We start from the raw sequence: 21,886 nt of genomic DNA, 5'->3' as shown, positions 1-21,886 counted from the left end.
CAAAGCCCGGCTGCGGCCGGGCTGAAACACAAAAATAATTCGAGTGAAGTTATGAACATGCCAATTGCCAAAGCCGTGCTTGATCCCGTGCTGGACCCGCTGGAAACCGCCAGCATTGACGAACTCCGTCAGCACCAGCTGGAACGCCTGCGCTGGAGCCTCAACCACGCCTACAAAAACGTACCGCTGTACCGTCAGCGCTTTGATGCACTGGGCGTGCACCCGGATGACATCAAGTCCCTGGAAGACCTGGCGAAGTTTCCGTTCACCACCAAATCCGACCTGCGCGACAACTACCCCTACGGCATGTTTGCCGTGCCGATGCAGGACGTGGTGCGCCTGCACGCATCCAGCGGCACCACCGGCAAACCGACCGTCGTCGGTTACACGCAGAACGACATCGACACCTGGGCCAACGTGGTCGCTCGCTCGATCCGCGCAGCCGGTGGCCGACGTGGCGACAAAGTGCACATTTCCTATGGCTACGGCCTGTTCACCGGCGGTCTCGGCGCGCACTACGGTGCCGAACGCCTGGGTTGCACGGTGATTCCGATGTCCGGCGGCCAGACTGAAAAGCAAGTGCAACTGATCAAGGATTTCCAGCCGGACATCATCATGGTCACGCCGTCGTACATGCTCAACATCGCCGATGAAATCGAGCGCCAGGGCATCGACCCGCACAAACTGGCCCTGCGCCTGGGCATCTTCGGTGCCGAGCCGTGGACCGGCGAACTGCGCAGCGCCATCGAGAACCGTTTGGGCATCACCGCGCTGGACATCTACGGCCTCTCGGAAATCATGGGGCCGGGCGTCGCCATGGAATGCGCCGAAACCAAGGATGGCCCGACGATCTGGGAAGACCACTTCTACCCGGAAATCATCGACCCGGTTACCGGTGAAGTGCTGCCGGACGGGCAGATGGGCGAGCTGGTGTTCACGTCCCTGAGCAAGGAAGCCTTGCCGATGATCCGCTACCGCACCCGCGACCTGACGCGCCTGCTGCCAGGGACTGCGCGGCCGATGCGGCGGATCGACAAGATCACCGGGCGTAGCGATGACATGTTGATCATTCGCGGGGTTAACGTGTTTCCGACGCAGATCGAGGAGCAGGTGCTGAAAATCAAACAGCTTTCAGAGTGTTATGAGATTCATCTGTATCGCAACGGGAACCTGGACAGCGTGGATGTGCATGTCGAGTTGAAGGCTGAACACCAGCACTTGAGCGATGAGCAGCAGAGGGCTGTTTGTGGCGAGTTGAGCAAGCACATCAAGACGTATATCGGGATCAGTTCGCGGATTGTTTTGCAGCCTCTGCATTCGATCAAGCGCTCTGAGGGCAAGGCTTGTCACGTGATGGACAAGCGCCCGAAAGCATGACTGCTGCACCCTTTAAGCCCCGCTTTTGCGGGGCTTTTTTTTGGTGTGCGCGCACGAATCCTGTGGGAGCGAGCCTGCTCGCGAAGGGTTTATAGGCAGCCCGACTCTCGCGGATGTACACGGTCCTTGTAGGAGCCGGCTTGCCGGCGATGGCTATATGAGGGTGTACATATCCATTCCTGCGGTAACGGCCGCTAATGGTTTCGCCCTTACGGCGAGTCACTTGGAAGAGCCCCAAGTAACCAAGGGCTCTTGCCCCTTTCGTTCGGTGCCTCGCCTAGGCTCGGCATTCCCTCGCTCCGGTCCTGCTCCGTGGGCCCGCCGCCATCGGCCATCCATGGCCGGGGGCGGCTAACCCGGCATCCATGCCGGGTTGCCCACTGCGCAGAACCTCCACTCGGCCTCTCGAGGGGGCGCTCAGATCAAGAGCTGAAGGCGAGCTAACGCTCGGCCTGATGAGTGGTGGAAATCAAAAGCGTATGGGATTCCCTGTAGGAGCCGGCTTGCCGGCGAAAAGCGTCCAGACACCGCGTTCATCCAGACAACCCGCGTCATCGTTGACGACCATCGCTGCGATGCGGCGACCCGACAAGCCAGCTCCTACAGGGTCATGTGAACCACAACGAACGAGTCAGAGATTACGCGAGAGCGCTCTTGTGACGACGCGTCTGGCAGTGGCGCGCCTGTCCAGCATGTAGATGTGGTTATCCAGCTCAGGCACCAGTCGTGCTTTGCGCTTGTCGTCGAACTTTCCCACTGTCATTAAATAGATCATCGGCAGCACGATCCCTCCCCACCACTGGCCGGACAGAAAAAAGATGAAAGGCCACGGGATCAACAGAACCGCCAAAATCCACCCGTTGGCGCGCATAGTCGGGATCAATTCCTGGTAGAGAAAATCACTCGATTCCAAGTCGAAACTGAGGGAAAGATTGTGATTGCGCAGAAGCACGGGGTACATGTCTTCCTTGTGTGAACTTCCGGCGTAGATCACGTAAACCTCATGACCTTTGCGTAAATGGAAATCTTCAAAAGCATATTCCAGACGGAGCTCATCGCCTCCCTTCGTTCTGATCCATACCACACGACGGCTCGGCGTATTGCTGATCACCACCCCATGCTCGATGTGAAAATGAATCCTGACCTTACCGAAGGTGAAATCCTGCATGCCCACTCCTTGAAATTCCGTCACCGACGACGAGTCGCCCAGTCGGTAAGCAGCGGATGCTACTAAGGCGCCATCAGGCTGTCCAGAAACCGGACTCGCCCCGTACGTCGAAAGCGATACAAAAAAACATACGACACGATATTTTGTGTTTGATATTAAATTCTGTATCGCTTATAAAGTTCTCCATGCCCTCGATCAGATTCAAGGCGGGAGACCCCCCAATGTACGCACAGCTCGTAGAAACCGGCGTTAAGCGCATCAAGGACCTGTCGGAAATGTCCGAACAGGAACGCGCCTTCCAGGAAAAAATCGATTCAGAAATCAAGATCGAAGCGAAAAACTGGATGCCTGATGCCTATCGCCAGACCCTGATCCGGCAGATCTCGCAGCACGCCCACTCGGAAATCGTCGGCATGCTGCCCGAAGGCAACTGGGTCACCCGCGCACCATCGCTCAAACGCAAACTGCAATTGATGGCCAAGATTCAGGACGAAGCCGGCCACGGCCTGTACCTGTACAGCGCCATGGAAACCCTCGGCGCCGACCGCGACGAAGAAATCGCCAAGCTGCACAGCGGCAAGGCCAAGTACTCGAGCATCTTCAACTACCCAACCCTGAACTGGGCCGACATGGGCGCAGTGGGCTGGCTGGTTGACGGCGCCGCGATCGTCAATCAGGTGGTGTTGCAACGCACCTCATACGGTCCCTACTCCCGGGCCATGGTGCGCATCTGCAAAGAAGAAAGTTTCCACCAGCGCCAAGGCTACGAAATCCTTCTGACCATGATGCGCCACGGCAATCAGGCGCAAAAAGACATGGTCCAGGACGCGATCAACCGCCTGTGGTGGCCGTCGCTGATGATGTTCGGCCCGAGCGACGAGCACTCGCCGAACAGCGCCCAGTCCATGGCCTGGAAAATCAAACGCCAGAGCAACGACGAACTACGCCAGCGCTTCATCGACCAGACCATCCCGCAACTCGAATTGCTCGGTTGCACCTGCCCCGATCCGGACCTGAAGTGGAACGCCGAACGCGGCCATTACGACTTCGGTGAAATCCAGTGGAGCGAGTTCTACGAAGTGCTCAAGGGCAACGGCCCGTGCAACCAGGAACGCGTCGCCACTCGCCGCAAAGCCATTGAAGACGGCGCCTGGGTCCGCGAAGCCGCAGTTGCCCACGCCCGCAAAAAACAAAACAAGAACGCCGCCTGATTCGGCCACCTGATCTGGAGACACCGCCATGTCCGAATGGACCCTTTTCGAAGTCTTCGTGCGCAGCAAGCACGGCCTCAACCACAAGCACGTCGGCAGCGTGCATGCCGCCGACACCACCATGGCCATCGAGAACGCGCGTGAGTTGTACACCCGTCGCAGCGAAGGCGTGAGCCTGTGGGTCGTGCCGTCGGCACTGATCACCGCCTCGTCGCCGGATGAAAAAGACCCGCTGTTCGACCCGTCGGACGACAAGGTTTATCGCCATGCCAGCTTCTACGAGCTGCCGGCCGAAGTCGGGCACATGTGAGGTCGACCATGAATAACAAGACCGATCTGATCGAATACCTGCTGCGCCTCGGCGACAGCGCCCTGATCCAGGGCCAGCGCCTGTGCCAATGGTGCGGCAAGGCACCGGCGCTGGAAGAAGAACTGGCGCTGATGAACGTCGGCCTCGACCTCGTCGGCCAGGCGCGCAACTGGCTGGAATACGCCGCTGAACTGCTGGGCGACGATCGCGATGCCGATCACCTGGCGTTCCGTCGCGATGAGCGCGCCTATCGCAACCTGCTGCTGGTGGAACAACCCAACGGCGATTACGCGGTGACCATCCTCAAGCAGTTCCTGTATGACGCCTGGCACCTGGAAGTGCTTAAAGGTCTGAGCCAGTCCAGCGATGAGCGCGTCGCCGGGATCGCTGCCAAAGCGATGAAGGAAGTGACCTATCACCTGCGCCGCTCCAGCGAGTGGGTCGAGCGTCTGGGCGACGGCACCGAGGAAAGCCACAAGCGCATGCTCGCAGCGATCCCTGAGGTCTGGCGCTTTACCGTGGAACTGATCGCTGCCGATGACAGCGAACAGCGTCTGTGCGAAGCCGGCATCACCCCGGACATCGCCACCGTCGCCGCCGCGTGGCAAGCCAGGGTCAACGAGGTTTTCGCCAGCGCCACCCTGCCGGTGCCTGCCGCGCCGAGCTATTTCTACCTGAATGCGCGCAAGGGGCTGCACACCGAACACCTCGGCATCCTGTTGGCGGAGATGCAATTCCTGCCACGAGCGTACCCCGATGCAACCTGGTGAGCTGATCGCCAGCGACCTCGGCGCCCGGCCGGCCCAACCGACGGACCTGGCCGCCGCGTGGGCGACCCTGGCGCAGGTCATGGACCCGGAAGTGCCGGTGGTCAGCGTGGTCGACCTCGGCATCGTGCGCGATCTCGACTGGCAAGCCGGCCACTTGCACGTGGTGGTCACGCCAACCTACTCCGGCTGCCCCGCCACCGAGGTGATTGAAAGCGACATCCGCGATGCGCTGGAACTTGCCGGCTTCAGGGCACCGCAACTGGAACGCAAATTGACCCCGGCGTGGACCACCGACTGGATCACCGACATCGGCCGCGAACGCCTGCGCGCTTATGGCATCGCACCGCCGGACGGCAGCACCAGCAAACGCAGCCTGCTCGGCGAAAGCCCGGTGATCGTCTGCCCGCAATGCGGCAGCGCGCACACCGAAGTGCTCAGCGAGTTCGGTTCCACCGCGTGCAAGGCGTTGTACCGCTGCGTCGATTGCCGCGAGCCGTTCGACTATTTCAAGTGCATCTGAGCGGCGATCGGCCGTCCCAGCTGGAGAACAATAATGAGCAAATTTCACAGCCTGACCATCAAGGACGTGCGCGCCGAAACCCGTGACGCGGTGTCCATCGCCTTCGATATTCCGCAGCACCTGCAAGACAGTTTTCACTTCACCCAGGGCCAGCACCTGGTGATGCGCACGCAAATGGATGGCGAAGAAGTGCGTCGTTCGTATTCGATCTGCACCGGCGTCAATGACGGCGAACTGCGCGTCGCGATCAAGCGTGTGGCCGGCGGGCGTTTCTCCGCATTCGCCAATGAGCAGCTCAAGGCCGGGCATAGCCTGGAAGTGATGCCGCCGGCCGGGCACTTCTGCGTCGAGCTCGACCCACAACGCCACGGTCATTACCTGGCCGTGGCGGCGGGCAGCGGCATCACGCCGATCCTGTCGATCATCAAGACCACCCTGCAAACCGAACCGCACAGCCGCGTCACGCTGCTGTACGGCAACCGTTCAAGTTCCGGCGCGCTGTTCCGTGAACAGCTCGAAGATCTGAAAAACCGCTACTTGCAGCGTCTGAACCTGATCTTCGTGTTCAGTCGCGAGCAGCAGGATGTCGACCTGTACAACGGCCGGATCAACGCCGAGAAATGCGAGCAACTGTTCTCCCGCTGGCTCGATGTCAAAGCCCTCGATGCGGCATTCATCTGTGGCCCGCAGGAGATGACCGAAACCGTGCGCGACAGCCTCAAGGCCAAGGGAATGGCGCCCGAACGCATCCATTTCGAACTGTTCGCCGCCGCTGGCAGCCAGCAAAAACGCGAGGCTCGCGAGGCTGCACGGCAAGTTGATGCGGCGGTCAGCCAGATCACCGTCATCAGCGACGGCCGCGCGCTGGCCTTCGACCTGCCGCGCAACAGCCAGAGCATCCTCGACGCCGGCAACGCCCAGGGCGCCGAATTGCCTTACTCGTGCAAGGCCGGCGTGTGCTCGACGTGCAAATGCAAGGTCATCGAAGGCGAAGTGGAAATGGACAGCAACCACGCCCTGGAAGACTACGAAGTGGCCGCCGGTTACGTGCTGTCGTGCCAGGCGTATCCGGTCAGCGACAAAGTCATCCTGGATTTCGACCAACTCTGATTATCCGGCAAACACGGAACCTGTAGGAGCGAGGCTTGCCCGCGAAGACTGACCATCAGACGACATCAATGTTGAATCTGCCGGCCTCTTCGCGGGCAAGCTTCGCTCCTACAGGGACCGGGGCGCCCCCGAGAACCTGCTTCACCCCACAACAACAAAAACAACAGAGAGCGTGCCATGACACCCACTGACGTAGAACTCATCCGCCAGCACCCCGATTTCATCCAGCTGGTTCGTCGCAAACAAAACCTGTACTGGTCGCTGTCGCTGATCATGCTGGTGATCTATTTCGGCTTCGTGTTGCTGGTGGCGTTCTCCCCCGCCACCCTCGGCCAGTCCTTGAGCGGCGGCGTGACCTCGGTGGGCATGCTGGTCGGTGTGGTGATTGTGGTATTGGCCTTCGCGCTGACCGGTTTCTACGTCTATCGCGCCAACAACGTGATTGATCCGCTCAACGAAAAGCTGAAACAGGAGTGCGCCCGATGAGCCGGCTCCTGGCGTTGTTCCTGTTGCCGCTGGCAGCGGTCACCGACTTCGCGGTCGCTGCCGACGGCGCGTCCCGCCCATTGAACTGGAACGCCATCGGCATGTTCCTGGTGTTCGTGCTGTTCACCCTCGGCGTCACGCGTTGGGCCGCATTGCGTACCCGCTCCGCCAGCGATTTCTACACCGCCGGCGGTGGCATGACTGGCTTCCAGAACGGCCTGGCGATTGCCGGCGACATGATCTCGGCGGCGTCCTTCCTCGGCATCTCGGCGATGATGTTTCTCAATGGCTACGACGGCTTGCTCTACGCCCTGGGCGTGTTGGCGGGCTGGCCGATCATCCTGTTCCTGATCGCTGAGCGCCTGCGCAACCTCGGCAAATATACATTCGCCGACGTGGTCTCTTATCGCCTGGAACAAACCCCGGTGCGCCTGACCTCGGCGTTCGGCACCCTAACCGTCGCGTTGATGTACCTGGTGGCGCAGATGGTCGGTGCCGGCAAGCTGATCGAGTTGCTGTTCGGCATCGACTACCTCTACGCGGTGATGCTGGTCGGTGTGTTGATGGTGTTCTACGTGACCTTCGGCGGCATGCTCGCCACCACGTGGGTGCAGATCATCAAAGCGGTGATGCTGCTGTTCGGCACCACGTTCATGGCGTTCATGGTGCTCAAGCATTTCGGTTTCAGCACCGAAGCGATGTTCGCCGGCGCCACTGCCGTGCACGCCAAGGGCAGCGCGATCATGGCGCCTGGTGGTTTGCTGTCGAACCCGATCGATGCGATCTCGCTGGGCTTGGGCATGATGTTCGGCACCGCCGGCCTGCCGCATATCCTGATGCGTTTCTTCACCGTCAGCGATGCCAAGGAAGCACGTAAAAGCGTGTTCTACGCCACCGGTTTCATCGGTTACTTCTACTTGCTGCTGATCATCGTCGGCTTCGGCGCCATCGTCATGGTCGGCACCGATCCTGCGTTCCGCGATGCCAGCGGCGCGATCATCGGCGGCGGCAACATGATCGCCGTGCACCTGGCACAAGCCGTGGGCGGCAACCTGTTCCTCGGCTTCATCTCGGCAGTCGCGTTCGCCACCATTCTGGCGGTGGTTGCAGGGTTGGCGTTGTCCGGCGCCTCGGCGGTATCCCACGATTTGTATGCCTGCGTGATGCGCAAGGGCCAGGCCACCGAGCAGCAGGAAATCCGCGTCTCGCGCATAGCCACGCTGTGCATCGGCGTGCTGGCGATCATCCTCGGCCTGCTGTTCGAATCGCAGAACATTGCGTTCCTTTCCGGCCTGGTGCTGGCCATCGCCGCGTCGGTGAATTTCCCGGTGCTGTTCCTTTCGATGTACTGGAAAGGCCTGACCACTCGCGGCGCGGTCACCGGCAGCCTGACGGGGCTGGTCTCGGCGATTGTCCTGCTGGTGCTGAGCCCGGCGGTGTGGGTCAACGTGTTGCATCACGACAAGGCGCTGTTCCCGTACTCCAACCCGGCGCTGTTTTCCATGAGCCTCGCGTTTTTCAGTGCCTGGCTGTTTTCGGTCACCGACACCTCGCCGCGAGCGGCCCTTGAGCGCGGCCGCTACCTGGCGCAGTTCATCCGTTCGATGACCGGCATCGGTGCCTCCGGCGCCAGCAAGCACTAATCACGACCGACTGATGGCAGGGAATAAAAACAATGAAGCCCGCACGTTCTGCACCCTACGAATCACTGTTTTCGCTGGCCGCCGCATTGAGCCTGCCCATGGTCGCCCCCAGCGCCATGGCCGACTTTATCGATGACAGCAAGGCCCGCATTGAAATGCGCAACCACTACATCAATCGCGATTTCCGTCAGGACAACGCGGCGCAATCCAAGGCTGAAGAATGGGCGCAGGGTTTCACCGCGCGCATCGAGTCCGGGTTCACCGACGGCACTTTAGGCTTCGGTCTCGATGCGTTGGGGGAGCTGGGAGTGAAACTCGACTCCAGCCCGGATCGCCGTGGCACCGGGCTGCTGCCCTTCGGTCCGAAAAGCCATGAGCCGGCGGACGAGTTCAGCGAGCTGGGGCTGACCGGCAAGCTGCGGGTATCGAAAAGCGTGTTGAAGCTCGGCACCCTGCAACCCTTGCTGCCGGTGGCGACTTACAACGACACCCGCCTGCTCGGTTCGACGTTCGAAGGTGGCTTGCTGACCAGCCAGGAAATCAGTGGCCTGACGCTGAATACCGGGCGCCTGACCAAGGCCAACCTGCGGGATTCCTCCAGCAACGATGACATCGGTTACGCCGCCGCCAGCAGTGATCACTTCGACTTTGCCGGCGGCAGCTACGCGTTCAGTCCGCAACTGAACCTGAGCTACTACTACGGCAAGCTCGATCAGATTTATCGCCAGCAGTTTGTCGGATTGGTGCATACCCAGCCGCTGGGCAACGGTTTCAATCTGCGCAGCGACTTGCGCTATTTCGACAGCCGAGGCGACGGCGCCGAGCGCGCCGGACGGATCGACAACCGCAACTTCAACAGCATGTTCACCGTGTCCCACGGTGCCCACAAGGTCAGCGCCACGTACCAGCAGTTGTCCGGCGACAGTGCCTTTCCGTTCCTCAACGGCGGCGATCCGTACGTGGTCAACCTGGTGACCTTCAACACCTACACCCGCGCCGACGAGGACTCCTGGCAGTTGCGTTACGACTACGACTTCGCGGCGCAAGGCATTCCCGGCCTGACCTTCATGACCCGCTACACCGACGGGCGCCACGTCAAGGCCGGCACCGTCGACAACGGCCGTGAGCGCGAGCGCGACACCGACATCAGTTACGTCATCCAGAGCGGCGTGTTCAAGGACGTCAGCCTGCGCTGGCGCAACGTGACCTTCCGCTCCGGCAATGGCCTGAACACCGCCCTTGATGAAAACCGGCTGATCGTCGGTTACACCGTGGCGCTTTGGTAATCCCTGAAGGGCGCGGTTACCGCCGCGCCAACACCTTTCACAACCTGGAGGAATCGTGATGTCTCACGCCCCTACCCTGCAAAGTTTCATCGCCGGTCGCTGGATCGGCCAACACGGTGCCCAGGTGCTGCGCAGCGCCATCGACGGCCACGAGATTGCACGCACCCACGAGGAACGTCCGGACTTCGCCGAAGCCGTCGAGCACGGTCGTCGCCAAGGCATCAGCGGCTTGATGGCGCTGGACTTCCAGCAACGGGCGCAACGCCTCAAGGCACTGGCCTTGTACCTGAGCGAACGCAAGGAGCAGCTCTACGCGATCTCCCACCACAGCGGCGCCACCCGCGCCGACAGCTGGATCGATATCGAGGGCGGCAACAGCACGCTGTTCACCTACGCCAGCCTCGGCTCGCGGGAACTGCCGTCAGGCAACATCGTCCACGAAGGCCCGGCGATGCAGCTGAGCAAGCTCGGCACCTTCGCCGGCACGCACATTCTGGTGCCGCGCGGTGGTCTTGCAGTGCACATCAATGCGTTCAACTTCCCGATCTGGGGCATGCTGGAAAAATTCGCGCCGAGCTTTCTCGCCGGCATGCCGTGCATCGTCAAACCGGCCAGCGCCACCAGCTACTTGACCGAAGCCGTGGTGCGGCTGATGGACGAATCCGGCTTGCTGCCGGCGGGCAGCCTGCAACTGATCATCGGCAGCACCGGTGACTTGCTCGACCGCCTGCAAGGCCAGGACGTGGTGACGTTCACCGGTTCGGCCGACACCGCCGCCAAGCTGCGGGTCAATCCGAACCTGATCCGCAACTCGGTGCCGTTCAACGCCGAAGCCGACTCGCTGAACTGCGCGATCCTCGCCCCGGACGTGACCCCGGACGACGAAGAGTTCGAGCTGTTCATCAAGGAAGTCGCACGGGAAATGACCACCAAGGCCGGGCAGAAATGCACCGCCATCCGCCGCGCCATTGTGCCGGCCAAACACATCGATGCCGTCGCGACCCGTTTGCGCGACCGCCTGAAGAAAGTCGTGGTCGGCGACCCGTCGGTGGAAGGCGTGCGCATGGGTGCACTGGCCTCTCACGATCAGCAAAAAGACGTCGCCGAGCGCCTGGAAAGCCTGCTGCAAAGCAGCGACATGCTGTTTGGCGCTCGCGACGGTTTTGAACCGCGTGGCGAAAACGTCAGCCAGGGTGCGTTCTTCGCGCCGACCCTGTTGCAGGCCCGCGACCCGCACGCTGAAGGCGGCGCGCACGACATCGAAGCGTTCGGCCCGGTCAGCACGCTGATGGCCTACGACGACCTCGACGAAGCATTGGCCCTGGCCGCGCGCGGTAAAGGCAGCCTGGTGGCGAGTCTGATCACCAAGGATCCGCAGATCGCCGCCAAAGCCATTCCTGTCGCGGCAGCCTGGCACGGTCGCTTGCTGGTGCTGGACCGCGAGTCCGCCGCCGAATCCACCGGCCACGGCTCGCCCCTGCCACAACTCAAGCATGGCGGACCGGGTCGTGCCGGTGGCGGTGAAGAGCTCGGTGGTCTGCGCGCGGTAAAACACTACCTGCAACGCGCCGCCGTGCAAGGCTCGCCGACCATGCTCGCCGCCGTCACCGGTGAATACGTGCGCGGCGCCAAGGTCATCGAGACCGAGGTGCATCCGTTCCGCCGGTTCTTCCAGGACCTGCAGATCGGCGAGTCGCTGCTGACCCACCGTCGCACTGTGACCGAGGCCGATCTGGTGAACTTCGGTTGCCTGTCCGGCGATCACTTCTACATGCACTTCGACGAGATCGCCGCCAAGGAATCGCAATTCGGCAAACGCATCGCCCACGGTTACTTCGTGCTGTCGGCGGCGGCCGGTCTGTTCGTCTCCCCGGCACCGGGCCCGGTGCTGGCCAACTACGGCCTGGATACGTTGCGCTTCATCAACCCGGTGGGCATCGGCGACACCATCCAGGCGCGCCTGACCTGCAAACGCAAAATCGATCAAGGCAAAAAGAGCCCGCAAGGCATTCCGCAGGGCGTGGTGGCGTGGGACGTGGAAGTCACCAACCAGCTGGGTGAACTGGTCGCCAGTTACGACATCCTCACGCTGGTCGTCAAACGCGAGGATTGACGCAGTCCTGTAGGCGCTGGCTTGCCGGCGATGACGGCCTGAGGATCGATGCAAATCCAAGGGCCTCATCGCCGGCAAGCCGGCTCCTACAAGGGTTTTGTGTGAACGCCAGTTTCAACGTTCACACCGATCCACTGTAGGAGCCGGCTTGCCGGCGATGACGGCCGCATGATCGATGCAAATCCAAAGGCCCCATCGCCAGCAAGCCGGCTCCTACAAGGGTTTTGTGTGAACGCCAGTCTCAACGCTCACACCGATCCACTGTAGGAGCCGGCTTGCCGGCGATGGCGGCTGCATGATCGATGCAAATCCAAAGGCCCCATCGCCAGCAAGCTGGCTCCTACAAGGGTTTTGCGTGAACGCCAGCCTCAACGTTCACACCGATCCACTGTAGGAGCTGGCTTGCCGGCGATGACGGCCTGAGGATCGATGCAAATCCAAGGGCCTCATCGCCAGCAAGCCGGCTCCTACAAGGGTTTTGTGTGAACGCCAGTTTCAACGTTCACACCGATCCACTGTAGGAGCCGGCTTGCCGGCGATGGCGGCTGCATGATCGATGCAAGTCCAAAGGCCCTATCGCCTACAAGGGGCTTTCTGCGAGTTCCTGTTAAAGCGCCTTTGCACTGGTTTTTGCCAGTGACTGTGCGTTTATTGCCTTCTTCAAGGACATGACCGGCATCACCCCTGGCCACTGGCGAAAATAAGCACCTGACGATCGGCAGCAGAAATTAATTGCGACCAAATATTACATGCGTCATATTACGCACGTAATTAAACGCCGATTCCCACAGGTAATCCTCCATGACCAGCATGCCCAGCCTTGAACCCGACGTTGCCGTTGCGGTGAGCACGCCCAAGCCTCCCCTGCTCAAGCGCCTGATCCTGCTGACGCTGGCCATTGCTGCCCTGATATGTGCAGGCCTTTACGCCACCCATTGGTGGACCGCCGGGCGTTTCATCGAAGAAACCGACGACGCCTACATTGGCGGCGACGTGACGGTGATCGGGCCGAAGGTCGCGGGTTACATCGAAGAAGTGCTGGTCAGCGACAATCAGAAAGTGAAGGCCGGCGATGTGCTGATCCGCCTCGATTCCCGTGACTACCGCGCTAACCTGGCCAAGGCCGAAGGCGCGGTGGCTGCGCAAGAAGCCTTGCTGGCCAACCTCGACGCCACCGAACAACTGCAACACGCGGTGATCGGTCAGGCCCGTGCCGGGATCGATGCCACCGGCGCTGAAACGGCCCGCTCACGGGACGACAATGCACGCTACAAACGCTTGGTCGGCAGCAACGCCGTCTCCGTGGAAAGTGCGCAACGGGCCGACGCCACCTTCAAGACCGCCCAGGCGCTGAGTACTCGGGCCCAGGCTGAACTGCTGGCGGCGCAACGCCAATTGAACGTGATCGACACTCAGAAACAGCAAGCACGTGCCGCGCTGATGCAAGCCCGGGCCGAACGAGACCTGGCGCAATTGAACGTCGGCTACACCGAGTTGCGCGCACCGATGGATGGCGTGATCGGCAATCGCCGGGCTCGGGTCGGTGCGTATGCGCAGGCCGGTTCGCAGCAGTTGTCAGTGGTGCCGGCCAGCGGGCTGTGGGTCGATGCCAACTTCAAGGAAGACCAACTGGCGCACATGACACCGGGCCAACCGGTGATCATTCACGCCGACGTGCTCTCGGGGCAGGTATTCCACGGGCACCTCGACAGCCTCGCGCCGGCCAGCGGTTCGCAGTTCAGCGTGTTGCCACCGGAAAACGCCACCGGCAACTTCACCAAAATCGTGCAGCGAGTGCCAGTGCGGATCGTGCTCGATCCTGCCGACGGCGTGCTTGGGCATCTGCGTCCGGGCCTGTCGGTGACCGCTGAAGTCGACACACGCAAGGAGCCTGAAACGCCTGCCGTGGCCAGCGCGCCATGAGCCGCGCCCTCGCCGCCCCCGCGCAGCCGTTCAACGCCGCGAACATGGCGACGGCGACCAAGGTGTTCGCCTTCGCCACCATGTGCATCGGCATGTTCATTGCCCTGCTGGATATCCAGATCGTCTCGGCCTCGTTGCGCGATATCGGCGGCGGATTGTCGGCGGGCACTGACGAAACGGCGTGGGTGCAGACCAGCTACCTGATCGCCGAAATCATCGTGATTCCGCTGTCCGGCTGGCTCTCCCGTGTGTTCTCGACCCGCTGGCTGTTCTGCGCATCCGCGGTGGGTTTCACCCTGGCCAGCCTGCTCTGCGGCGCGGCCTGGAACATTCAGAGCATGATCGCCTTCCGCGCCCTGCAAGGGTTTCTTGGCGGCTCGATGATCCCGCTGGTGTTCACCACGGCGTTCTTTTTCTTCACCGGCAAACAACGGGTGATCGCCGCCGCGACCATCGGCGCAGTGGCGTCCTTGGCACCGACACTGGGACCGGTGATTGGTGGCTGGATCACCGACGTTTCCTCCTGGCACTGGCTGTTCTACATCAACCTGGTGCCGGGGATTTTTGTTGCGGTGGCGGTGCCGATGCTGGTGAAGATCGATCAGCCGGAACTGTCGCTGCTCAAGGGCGCCGACTATTTGAGCATGGTGTTTCTGGCACTGTTTCTCGGCTGCCTGGAATACACCCTCGAAGAAGGCCCGCGCTGGAACTGGTTCAGTGACCGCACGATTCTGACCACCGCATGGATCAGCGGCCTGGCGGGCCTGGCGTTCATCGGCCGGACCTTGCACGTGGCCAACCCGATCGTCGATTTGCGCGCTCTCAAAGACCGCAACTTCGCCCTCGGCTGCTTCTTCTCGTTTGTCACCGGGATCGGCCTGTTTGCCACGATTTACCTGACGCCGCTGTTTCTCGGCCGGGTGCGGGGTTATGGCGCGCTGGACATTGGTCTGGCGGTTTTCTCCACCGGGGTGTTCCAGATCATGGCGATTCCGCTGTACGCCTTTCTGGCCAACCGCATCGATCTGCGCTGGGTCATGATGACCGGCCTTGGGTTATTCGCTTTGTCGATGTGGGATTTCAGCCCGATCACCCATGACTGGGGAGGCAAGGAATTGATGCTGCCGCAAGCGCTGCGCGGAATTGCCCAGCAATTGGCGGTGCCACCGGCGGTCACCTTGACCCTCGGCGGTCTGGCGCCGGCGCGACTCAAGCACGCTTCCGGGCTGTTCAACCTGATGCGCAACCTGGGCGGAGCCATTGGCATCGCCGCCTGTGCGACGATCCTCAATGACCGCACCAACCTGCACTTCACACGATTGGCGGAGAACCTCAACAGCACCAACGAAGCCCTGAATCAATGGCTGTCCCAGGTCGGCAACAACTTCGCCACACTCGGCCAAAGCGGTGACGCGGGTGTCACCGCCAGCCTGCACCAGTTATGGCTGCTGACCTACCGCGAAGCGCAGACGCAAACCTACGGCGATGCGTTTCTGATGATCATGGTCTGCTTCATCATCGCCACGGCGATGGTGCCCTTGATGCGCAAGGTGCAACCACCGGCCGCGCCGTCAGCGGACGCTCACTGATCAGGCCTGAGGCGTTTTACGGAAGCCTACGGCCAGACGATTCCAGCTGTTGATGGTGGAAATCGCCACGGTCAGGTCGACCATTTCCTTGGGGCTGAACTGCGCAGCGACCACTTCGTAATCTTCGTCCGGAGCGTGGGTCAGGCTCAGTTGGGTCAGGGACTCGGTCCAGAGCAACGCAGCACGTTCGCGGTCGGTGAAGAACGGCGCCTCGCGCCAGGCGGTCACGGCAAACAGGCGACGCGGGGTTTCGCCACCCTTGATCGCATCGGCGGTGTGCATGTCGATGCAGAAGGCGCAGCCATTGATTTGCGATGCACGCAGCTTGACCAGTTCGATCAGGGTCTTTTCCAGTGGCAGCTTCGAAACGGCGGTTTCCAGGGCGATCATGGCTTTCAGGGCGTCAGGGGACGCGGTGTAGAAATCGATACGGGCTTTCATGGCAGGCTCCGGGAGCAAGTGGGGGTGGAGCTAAGTTAGTCCCGCAGGCCGGCTGCTGGAATATCCAATTTCTCAGAAGTCGAGTAGACCGCCGCCCCCCTTGTAGGAGCCGGCTTGCTGGCGATGCGGGCAACTCGGAGCAAATTGATGAGTGAGGTGATGCTATCGCCAGCAAGCCGGCTCCTACAGGGGGGCGAAAAATAGTCTGTCGGGCTGATTGCCAGCACTCGGTCCTCGCCACTAGAATGCGATCAATTCTTAATTGCATCAGGCCAGGACGCCGGAAAAGAGTATCAGCCCCCCATGTCGTCAGCCGACCAGCCTTTGAACCAGCAAATCCATACCCTCTACAGCGAACACCACGGTTGGCTGCAGGGATGGCTGCAGCGAAAACTCGGCAATCGCTGCGACGCGGCGGACCTGGCCCACGATACGTTCCTGCGTTTGCTGACCCGGCAAGTCGTCAAGCCCTGGGGCAGCGAGCCCCGGGCACTGCTGACGCACATCGCCAAGGGCCTGGTGATTGATCGCTGGCGTCGACAGGACATCGAACGCGCCTATCTGGAGACCATTGCCCACCTGCCGGCCGCGGAGGTGCCGTCACCGGAAACCCGCCTGCTGATTCTCGAAACCCTGATGCGCATCGAAGCGCTGCTGCGCGAATTGCCGGCCATCACTCGAGAAACCTTTCTGCTGTCACAGATCGAAGGGCTGACCTACAACCAGATCGCCGCACGCCTGAATGTGTCGCTGATCACCGTCAAACGGCACATGCGCACCGCGTTCATTGCCTGCCTGAGTGTCGCCTGATGAATTCGTCGATGATCAACCCGCACATTCTCGGTGAAGCCGCCGACTGGCTGGTGCAGTTGCATTCAGGCAGCGCGACGCCGTCCGACCATCACGCCATTGCCCAATGGCGCAATCGCAGTGCCGAGCATGCACTGGCCTGGCAACGGGCCGAAGCGCTGCTCGGAGAATTTCGCAGCGTGCCGGCCAACCTGGCCATCCAGACCCTGCAGCGAGCGGCACGCAAGGATGGTCTGAGCCGCCGCCAGACCCTCACGCGTATTGGCTTGCTGCTGATGGCCGGCCCCTTGGGCATCGCCTCGCAACACGTGTCCTGGCAACAATGGACCGCCGATCAGCGCACGGCAGTGGGCGAACAGAAAAACCTGCAACTGCCCGATGGCAGTCAGGTGCTGCTCAACACCGAAAGTGCGGTGGACATTGCCTTTACCCCGCGCGAACGCCGAGTGGTGCTGCTGGATGGCGAAGTGTTGATCAGCACCGCCAAGGACCCCGGCGCCCGGCCCTTTATCGTCGAAACCCCGCAAGGCATCGCACGTGCGCTGGGTACGCGGTTTTGCGTGCGCATCACTGGCTCGCGAAGCCAGGTGTCGGTGCTCGAAGGGCTGGTGGAAGTCACGCCGCAGTTGCTCCAGCAGAGCACGACCCTCAAGGCCGGTGAGCGCCAGAGCTTCAAGCTCAATCGCCTCGACCCGCTCGAACCTTTCGACACCAGCGCCCTGGCCTGGGACAAGGGCATGTTGCTGGCGAGCAATATGCGCCTGGACGAATTGCTCGGCGAATTGAGCCGCTATCGCCCCGGCGTGTTGCGTTGTCATGCGGATGTCGCGGGGTTGCGGGTGTCGGGGGCGTTTTCCCTGCGTGACACCGATGCCAGCCTGCGTCTGCTCAGCGATACGCTGCCACTGAAAATCAGCAGCCTGACCCGCTACTGGCTGTCGGTCGAGCCGCGGGCCTGAGTGCGCTGAAAAACTATTTCACAGTCCCCTGATACCTTTCCGCGTTTCGTTCGGTGTGTGGATAGACCTCTTCAATTCCACGCGCTCGACAGGAACGCCGAATGACTTCGACACCGCTGCACCGCCCCGCCGATTTCCCGCTCAAGGCCCTGAGCCTGAGCATTGCCCTGGCCTTTACCGCGTTGCTGCCGATCAACAGCCATGCCGCTGATACCGTCAGCGAAAGTGCCAGCCGCAACGTCGATATAGGGCCGGGCTTGCTCAGCCATACCCTGGCGCAATTCGCCGTGGCGGTCGGCGTGCCGTTGTCGTTCGATCCGGCGCAACTGGGCAATCGCCAGAGTCCGGGATTGCAAGGCAACTACAGCGTGCAATCAGGCTTCGCGCAATTGCTTGAGGGCAGCGGTTTCGAGTTGATCAGCACGGGCGGAAACGGTTACACCGTGGCGCCGCGAGTCTCTGCCAACGGTGCACTGGAGTTGGGCGCCACCAGCGTCAGCGCCCTGCGCGACGACAACGCGGACACCTACGGTGGCGGTCAGGTCGCCAAGGTTGCGCAGATCGGCATGCTCGGTAACCAGGCCTTGAAAGACCTGCCCTTCAGCGTCACCAGCTACACCGCCAAAACCATCGCCGACCAGCAAGCGCAGACCGTGGGCGATGTGTTGCTCAACGACGCTTCGGTGCGGCAGTCCGCCGGCTTTGGCAACTTCTCCCAGGTGTTCGTGATCCGCGGTTTGCCGCTGCTGTCCGATGACATTTCCTATAACGGTCTTTACGGCATCCTGCCCCGGCAGATCATCGCCACCGAAGCGCTGGAACGGGTCGAGTTGTTCAAGGGACCGAATGCTTTTGTGAATGGTGTTACGCCCAGCGGCAGCGGGATTGGCGGCGGCGTCAACCTGCAACCCAAACGCGCCAACGATGTGCCGACCCGCAGCGTCACCCTCGATTACAGCGACGATGGCCGGGTCGGCGGGCATCTGGACCTGGGCCAGCGCTTTGGCGAAGACAACCGATTCGGCGCGCGGGTCAATCTGCTGCAACGCGAAGGCGCCACCGCCGTCGATGACGAAGACCGTCGCTCGTCGCTGATCAGCGTCGGCCTGGACTACCGAGGTGATCGCCTGCGGGTGTCGACGGACCTGGGCTATCAGAAACAGGTGATCAATCAGGGCCGCTCGGTGATCTATGTCGATTCGACCTTGAACAAAGCGCCCAAGGTGCCGGATGCCAACGCCGGTTACGCACAGAGCTGGAGCTACTCGCAACTGGAAGACACCTTCGGCATGGCCCGCGCCGAGTATGACCTCAGTGACAACTGGACCGCCTATGTGTCCGGCGGCGCCAAACACACGCGGGAGAACGGCGTGTATTCGTCGCTGACCGTCACCGACCTCAACGGTAATGCCCGGGGCGGCATGCTCTACTCGCCTCACGACGAGGACAACAAAAGCCTGATGACCGGCCTCAACGGCCACTTGAACACCGGGCCGATCAGTCACCAATTGAACCTGGGCCTCGCGGGTATCTGGGGCCAGCAACGCTCGGCGTTCGAAACCATAGGAACCGCCACGCGCTACAGCACCAATCTCTACGACGTCACTGACAAACCGCGCCCAAGCCCCACATCGTTTGCCAGCGACATTCACGACCCGCGCATCGTCGGCAAGAACACCCTGCGCAGCGCGGCGGTGTCCGACACCCTGGGCTTCATCGATGATCGCGTCCTGCTCACCCTCGGCGTACGGCGCCAGACGCTCAACGTCGACGGCTGGAACACCACCACCGGCGCACGCACTTCAAGCTACGAAGAGTCGATCACCACCCCGGTCTATGGCCTGGTGATCAAGCCATGGGAACACGTTTCGTTCTACGCCAACCGCATCGAAGGCCTGGCCAAGGGCCCGACGCCGCCGACCAGCGCGATCAACCGCGACGAGACCTTCGCCCCGGTGCGCAGCAAGCAAATCGAAGCCGGCGTGCGCCTGGACATGGACACCTATGGCGCGAGCCTGGGCGTGTACCGCATCGAACAACCGTCGAGCTACACCCAGGACGGGATCTTCCGGGTCGATGGCGAGCAGCAAAACAAAGGCGTGGAGTTGAACGTCTATGGCGAGCCGCTTGATGGCCTGCGCCTGCTGAGCGGTGCGACGCTGATGAAGACCGAAATCGAAGGCAGCACCAACGGGGTCAACGACGGCAACCGCGCCGTCGGCGTACCGCGTTTTCAACTCAACGTCGGGGCAGATTGGGACGTGCCGGGGATCGAAGGCGCGGCGCTCAGTGCGCGGATGCTGCGCACCGGCGGGCAATACCTGAACGCCGCCAACACCCAGAGCATTCCGGCGTGGAACCGCTTTGATGTGGGGTCGCGGTATGCCTTCAAGATGGACGAGAAGGAAATCACCTTGCGCGCCAATCTGGAGAACGTGGCGAACAAGGCGTATTGGGCCTCGGCGAATGGCGGGTACCTGACGCAGGGGACGCCGCGGACGCTGAAGGTGTCGGCGACGCTGGATTTCTGATTGTTTGTGGTGAGGCCAATATTGCCTTCGCGGGCAAGCCTCGCTCCTACAGGTACAACTCATCCCCCTGTAGGAGCGAGGCTTGCCCGCGAACCGCGAAGCGGCCATCCAACACCAACCACTAAGCCCGACTACGCAACCACTGCAAAAACCCCTTCTTCTCCACCACCTTCGGCGTTTCCTGGGTCAACGTCTGTGCCTTGTGCAAACGGAAATCCAGCAACGCCTTCATCGCTTCGCCGATGTCATGCCGCGCATCCAGGCACGGTTTGAGGTAGTCCTTTTCGATCCGGTACAGGCTGCAGGCGGTCTTGGCGCTGAAGTCCGCCGGCAGCGCCGTGTCCGACAAGATCCCGCCCTCGCCGATCACCTCGCCCGGCCCCATGCGCCCGGACTCGAACTTGGCCCCGGCGCGGCTCAACTCCACCGAGACCACGCCGGATTCGATGATGAACAGATGATCGCTGACCTCCCCCGCCGGCAGGATCATTTCCCCGGCGCGGAAGTTTTGCAGGGTCATGTGCTGGCTGAAGGTTTCTTTTTCTTCCTGACGCAGAGTCGAGAAGATCGCCGAGCTTTCCAGCAACGCCCGTGGCCGCGACAGGTTGACCGGTGCATTCGATTCGACGCTGGACAACAGGCTCACGCCGGATGCCTGCAAGTGTCGGAACGCCAGATCGAACAGCAAATTGCGCACCATGCGCTTCTGGTCCATCGAGACCACGAAGCCGCTGATTTCGTATTCCACGCCGGTGGCACTCGAACCTTTGAGCGCGACACACGGTGCCGGCTTGGCCAGCAGGTATCGGCACCCCTCCATCGCCCGTTCCAGCGCATCGATCACCGTTTGCGGACGTGCATGCGGGCTCAACTGCAAGCTGATCGACACGCCGAAAATGTCGCTCGGCCGGCTGAAGTTGATGATCTTGGCCTTGGCCGCCAGCGAATTGGGGATCACCGCCATGCTGCCCTGGGACGTTTGCAGGCGCGTGGCGCGCCAATCGATGTCGGTGACCCGACCTTCGGTGCCGTCGATGGAGATCCAGTCATCCAGTTGATAGGGTTTGGTGGTGTTGAGGACGATCCCCGAGAACACGTCGCTGAGGGTGCTTTGCAACGCCAGGCCGACGATGATCGCCAACGCGCCGGACGTCGCCAGCACGCCTTTGACCGGCAGGTCGAGCACGTACGCCAGGGCCGCGATGATCGCGATCAGGAAAATCACCGCGCCCAGCAAATCCTGGAGCAGGCGACCGGTGTGCCCGACCCGTTGCATCATCCCTGCGCCGATCAACACCGTCAGGGTGCGCGCGCCGAACAGCCACCAGCCAATCTGCAAGCCGGTCGCCGCCAGGTGCAACGGCACGTTGTCCGCCCAGGGCGCGGGCTCCAGAGGGTTCAGGCCTTCGTTGAACAACAGGATGCTGAACAACGTGAAAATCAGCAGCCGCACCAACAGTTTCCAGTTGCTGCCACTGGCACTGATCAAGCGCCACAGCCCCAGATCGATGATGATCAGGATCAGGGCACAGACCAGCGGGTGATTGGTAAGCAGTGACAGCATCAAGCAACTCCAGCCATGTACGGATGGGCACAGTGTAGGAGCAAACGCAGTCGTTGGAACAACACAAAACACTGT

Annotated in this window: 18 protein-coding genes; 15 read left to right on the top strand and 3 right to left on the bottom strand. The window is 61.6% G+C overall.

Going from position 1 to position 21,886, the window contains the following annotated elements:
* Positions 1-51: 51 nt before the first annotated feature.
* Positions 52-1,377 (top strand): phenylacetate--CoA ligase PaaK, encoded by a 1,326-nt coding sequence (paaK, locus tag KGB27_RS22670; protein ID WP_008025272.1) that lies wholly within the window; start codon positions 52-54, stop codon positions 1,375-1,377.
* A gap of 631 nt (positions 1,378-2,008) precedes the next feature.
* On the opposite strand, the gene KGB27_RS22665 is transcribed toward paaK, so the two are convergent.
* Positions 2,009-2,545 carry a hypothetical protein gene (locus KGB27_RS22665; protein ID WP_008044130.1) on the bottom strand — a complete coding sequence of 179 codons (537 nt, stop codon included), beginning with the start codon at positions 2,543-2,545 and terminating at the stop codon, positions 2,009-2,011.
* Positions 2,546-2,766: 221 nt separating this feature from the next.
* Between KGB27_RS22665 and paaA the strand changes: the two genes are divergently transcribed.
* The 11 genes from paaA to KGB27_RS22610 all read left to right on the top strand — a co-directional run bounded on the left by paaA (position 2,767) and on the right by KGB27_RS22610 (position 15,506).
* Positions 2,767-3,756 (top strand): 1,2-phenylacetyl-CoA epoxidase subunit PaaA, encoded by a 990-nt coding sequence (paaA, locus tag KGB27_RS22660; protein ID WP_008032385.1) that lies wholly within the window; start codon positions 2,767-2,769, stop codon positions 3,754-3,756.
* A 28-nt stretch (positions 3,757-3,784) separates the two neighbouring features.
* Complete coding sequence (paaB, locus tag KGB27_RS22655) at positions 3,785-4,066, top strand: 1,2-phenylacetyl-CoA epoxidase subunit PaaB (protein WP_007943393.1); 282 nt, start codon at positions 3,785-3,787, stop codon at positions 4,064-4,066.
* 8 nt (positions 4,067-4,074) lie between these two features.
* Positions 4,075-4,836: a 1,2-phenylacetyl-CoA epoxidase subunit PaaC gene (paaC, locus tag KGB27_RS22650; RefSeq protein ID WP_223556442.1), complete on the top strand. Its 762-nt coding sequence runs from the start codon at positions 4,075-4,077 to the stop codon at positions 4,834-4,836.
* A complete protein-coding gene (gene paaD / locus KGB27_RS22645; protein ID WP_008032381.1) occupies positions 4,823-5,356 on the top strand; it encodes a 1,2-phenylacetyl-CoA epoxidase subunit PaaD in 534 nt (177 codons plus the stop codon). The genes paaC and paaD overlap by 14 nt, the downstream gene beginning before the upstream one ends.
* A gap of 33 nt (positions 5,357-5,389) precedes the next feature.
* The gene (gene paaE / locus KGB27_RS22640; RefSeq protein ID WP_008032379.1) at positions 5,390-6,466 is read left to right on the top strand and encodes a 1,2-phenylacetyl-CoA epoxidase subunit PaaE; all 1,077 of its coding nucleotides are present in this window, start codon (positions 5,390-5,392) and stop codon (positions 6,464-6,466) included.
* Positions 6,467-6,643: 177 nt separating this feature from the next.
* Positions 6,644-6,952, top strand: a complete 309-nt coding sequence (locus KGB27_RS22635; protein ID WP_008032377.1) for a DUF485 domain-containing protein — start codon at positions 6,644-6,646, stop codon at positions 6,950-6,952.
* Entirely contained in the window at positions 6,949-8,595 is a 1,647-nt protein-coding gene (locus KGB27_RS22630) for a cation acetate symporter (RefSeq protein WP_008032374.1), read from the top strand. The genes KGB27_RS22635 and KGB27_RS22630 overlap by 4 nt, the downstream gene beginning before the upstream one ends.
* Positions 8,596-8,627: 32 nt before the next feature.
* On the top strand, positions 8,628-9,881 hold the full coding sequence (locus tag KGB27_RS22625) for an OprD family porin (RefSeq protein WP_223556440.1): 1,254 nt from the start codon (positions 8,628-8,630) through the stop codon (positions 9,879-9,881).
* Between the two features lie 58 nt (positions 9,882-9,939).
* On the top strand, positions 9,940-11,994 hold the full coding sequence (gene paaZ / locus KGB27_RS22620) for a phenylacetic acid degradation bifunctional protein PaaZ (RefSeq protein ID WP_008032371.1): 2,055 nt from the start codon (positions 9,940-9,942) through the stop codon (positions 11,992-11,994).
* A gap of 801 nt (positions 11,995-12,795) precedes the next feature.
* Positions 12,796-13,917 carry an HlyD family secretion protein gene (locus KGB27_RS22615; RefSeq protein WP_223556439.1) on the top strand — a complete coding sequence of 374 codons (1,122 nt, stop codon included), beginning with the start codon at positions 12,796-12,798 and terminating at the stop codon, positions 13,915-13,917.
* The gene (locus tag KGB27_RS22610) at positions 13,914-15,506 is read left to right on the top strand and encodes a DHA2 family efflux MFS transporter permease subunit (protein WP_008040021.1); all 1,593 of its coding nucleotides are present in this window, start codon (positions 13,914-13,916) and stop codon (positions 15,504-15,506) included. The genes KGB27_RS22615 and KGB27_RS22610 overlap by 4 nt, the downstream gene beginning before the upstream one ends.
* Here the strand turns inward: KGB27_RS22610 and KGB27_RS22605 are convergent, their stop codons facing one another.
* Complete coding sequence (locus KGB27_RS22605; RefSeq protein ID WP_223556437.1) at positions 15,507-15,947, bottom strand: carboxymuconolactone decarboxylase family protein; 441 nt, start codon at positions 15,945-15,947, stop codon at positions 15,507-15,509.
* A 303-nt stretch (positions 15,948-16,250) separates the two neighbouring features.
* Between KGB27_RS22605 and KGB27_RS22600 the strand changes: the two genes are divergently transcribed.
* The 3 genes from KGB27_RS22600 to KGB27_RS22590 all read left to right on the top strand — a co-directional run bounded on the left by KGB27_RS22600 (position 16,251) and on the right by KGB27_RS22590 (position 20,247).
* Positions 16,251-16,757: a sigma-70 family RNA polymerase sigma factor gene (locus tag KGB27_RS22600; RefSeq protein ID WP_008040017.1), complete on the top strand. Its 507-nt coding sequence runs from the start codon at positions 16,251-16,253 to the stop codon at positions 16,755-16,757.
* Positions 16,757-17,716, top strand: coding sequence for a FecR domain-containing protein (locus KGB27_RS22595; RefSeq protein WP_192228890.1), 960 nt, complete (start codon positions 16,757-16,759; stop codon positions 17,714-17,716). Before KGB27_RS22600 ends, KGB27_RS22595 begins: the two co-directional genes overlap by 1 nt.
* A 101-nt stretch (positions 17,717-17,817) precedes the next feature.
* A complete protein-coding gene (locus KGB27_RS22590) occupies positions 17,818-20,247 on the top strand; it encodes a TonB-dependent receptor (protein ID WP_223556435.1) in 2,430 nt (809 codons plus the stop codon).
* A 121-nt stretch (positions 20,248-20,368) separates the two neighbouring features.
* Here the strand turns inward: KGB27_RS22590 and KGB27_RS22585 are convergent, their stop codons facing one another.
* A complete protein-coding gene (locus KGB27_RS22585; RefSeq protein ID WP_223556433.1) occupies positions 20,369-21,811 on the bottom strand; it encodes a mechanosensitive ion channel domain-containing protein in 1,443 nt (480 codons plus the stop codon).
* Between the last annotated feature and the right edge of the window lie 75 nt (positions 21,812-21,886).

Origin of the sequence: Pseudomonas sp. BF-R-01, assembly GCF_019946615.1 — a bacterium.
Lineage (GTDB): Bacteria > Pseudomonadota > Gammaproteobacteria > Pseudomonadales > Pseudomonadaceae > Aquipseudomonas > Aquipseudomonas migulae.
The sequence above is the reverse complement of the archived record's forward strand: the minus strand, read 5'-3'. Positions and strand labels throughout refer to the sequence as shown.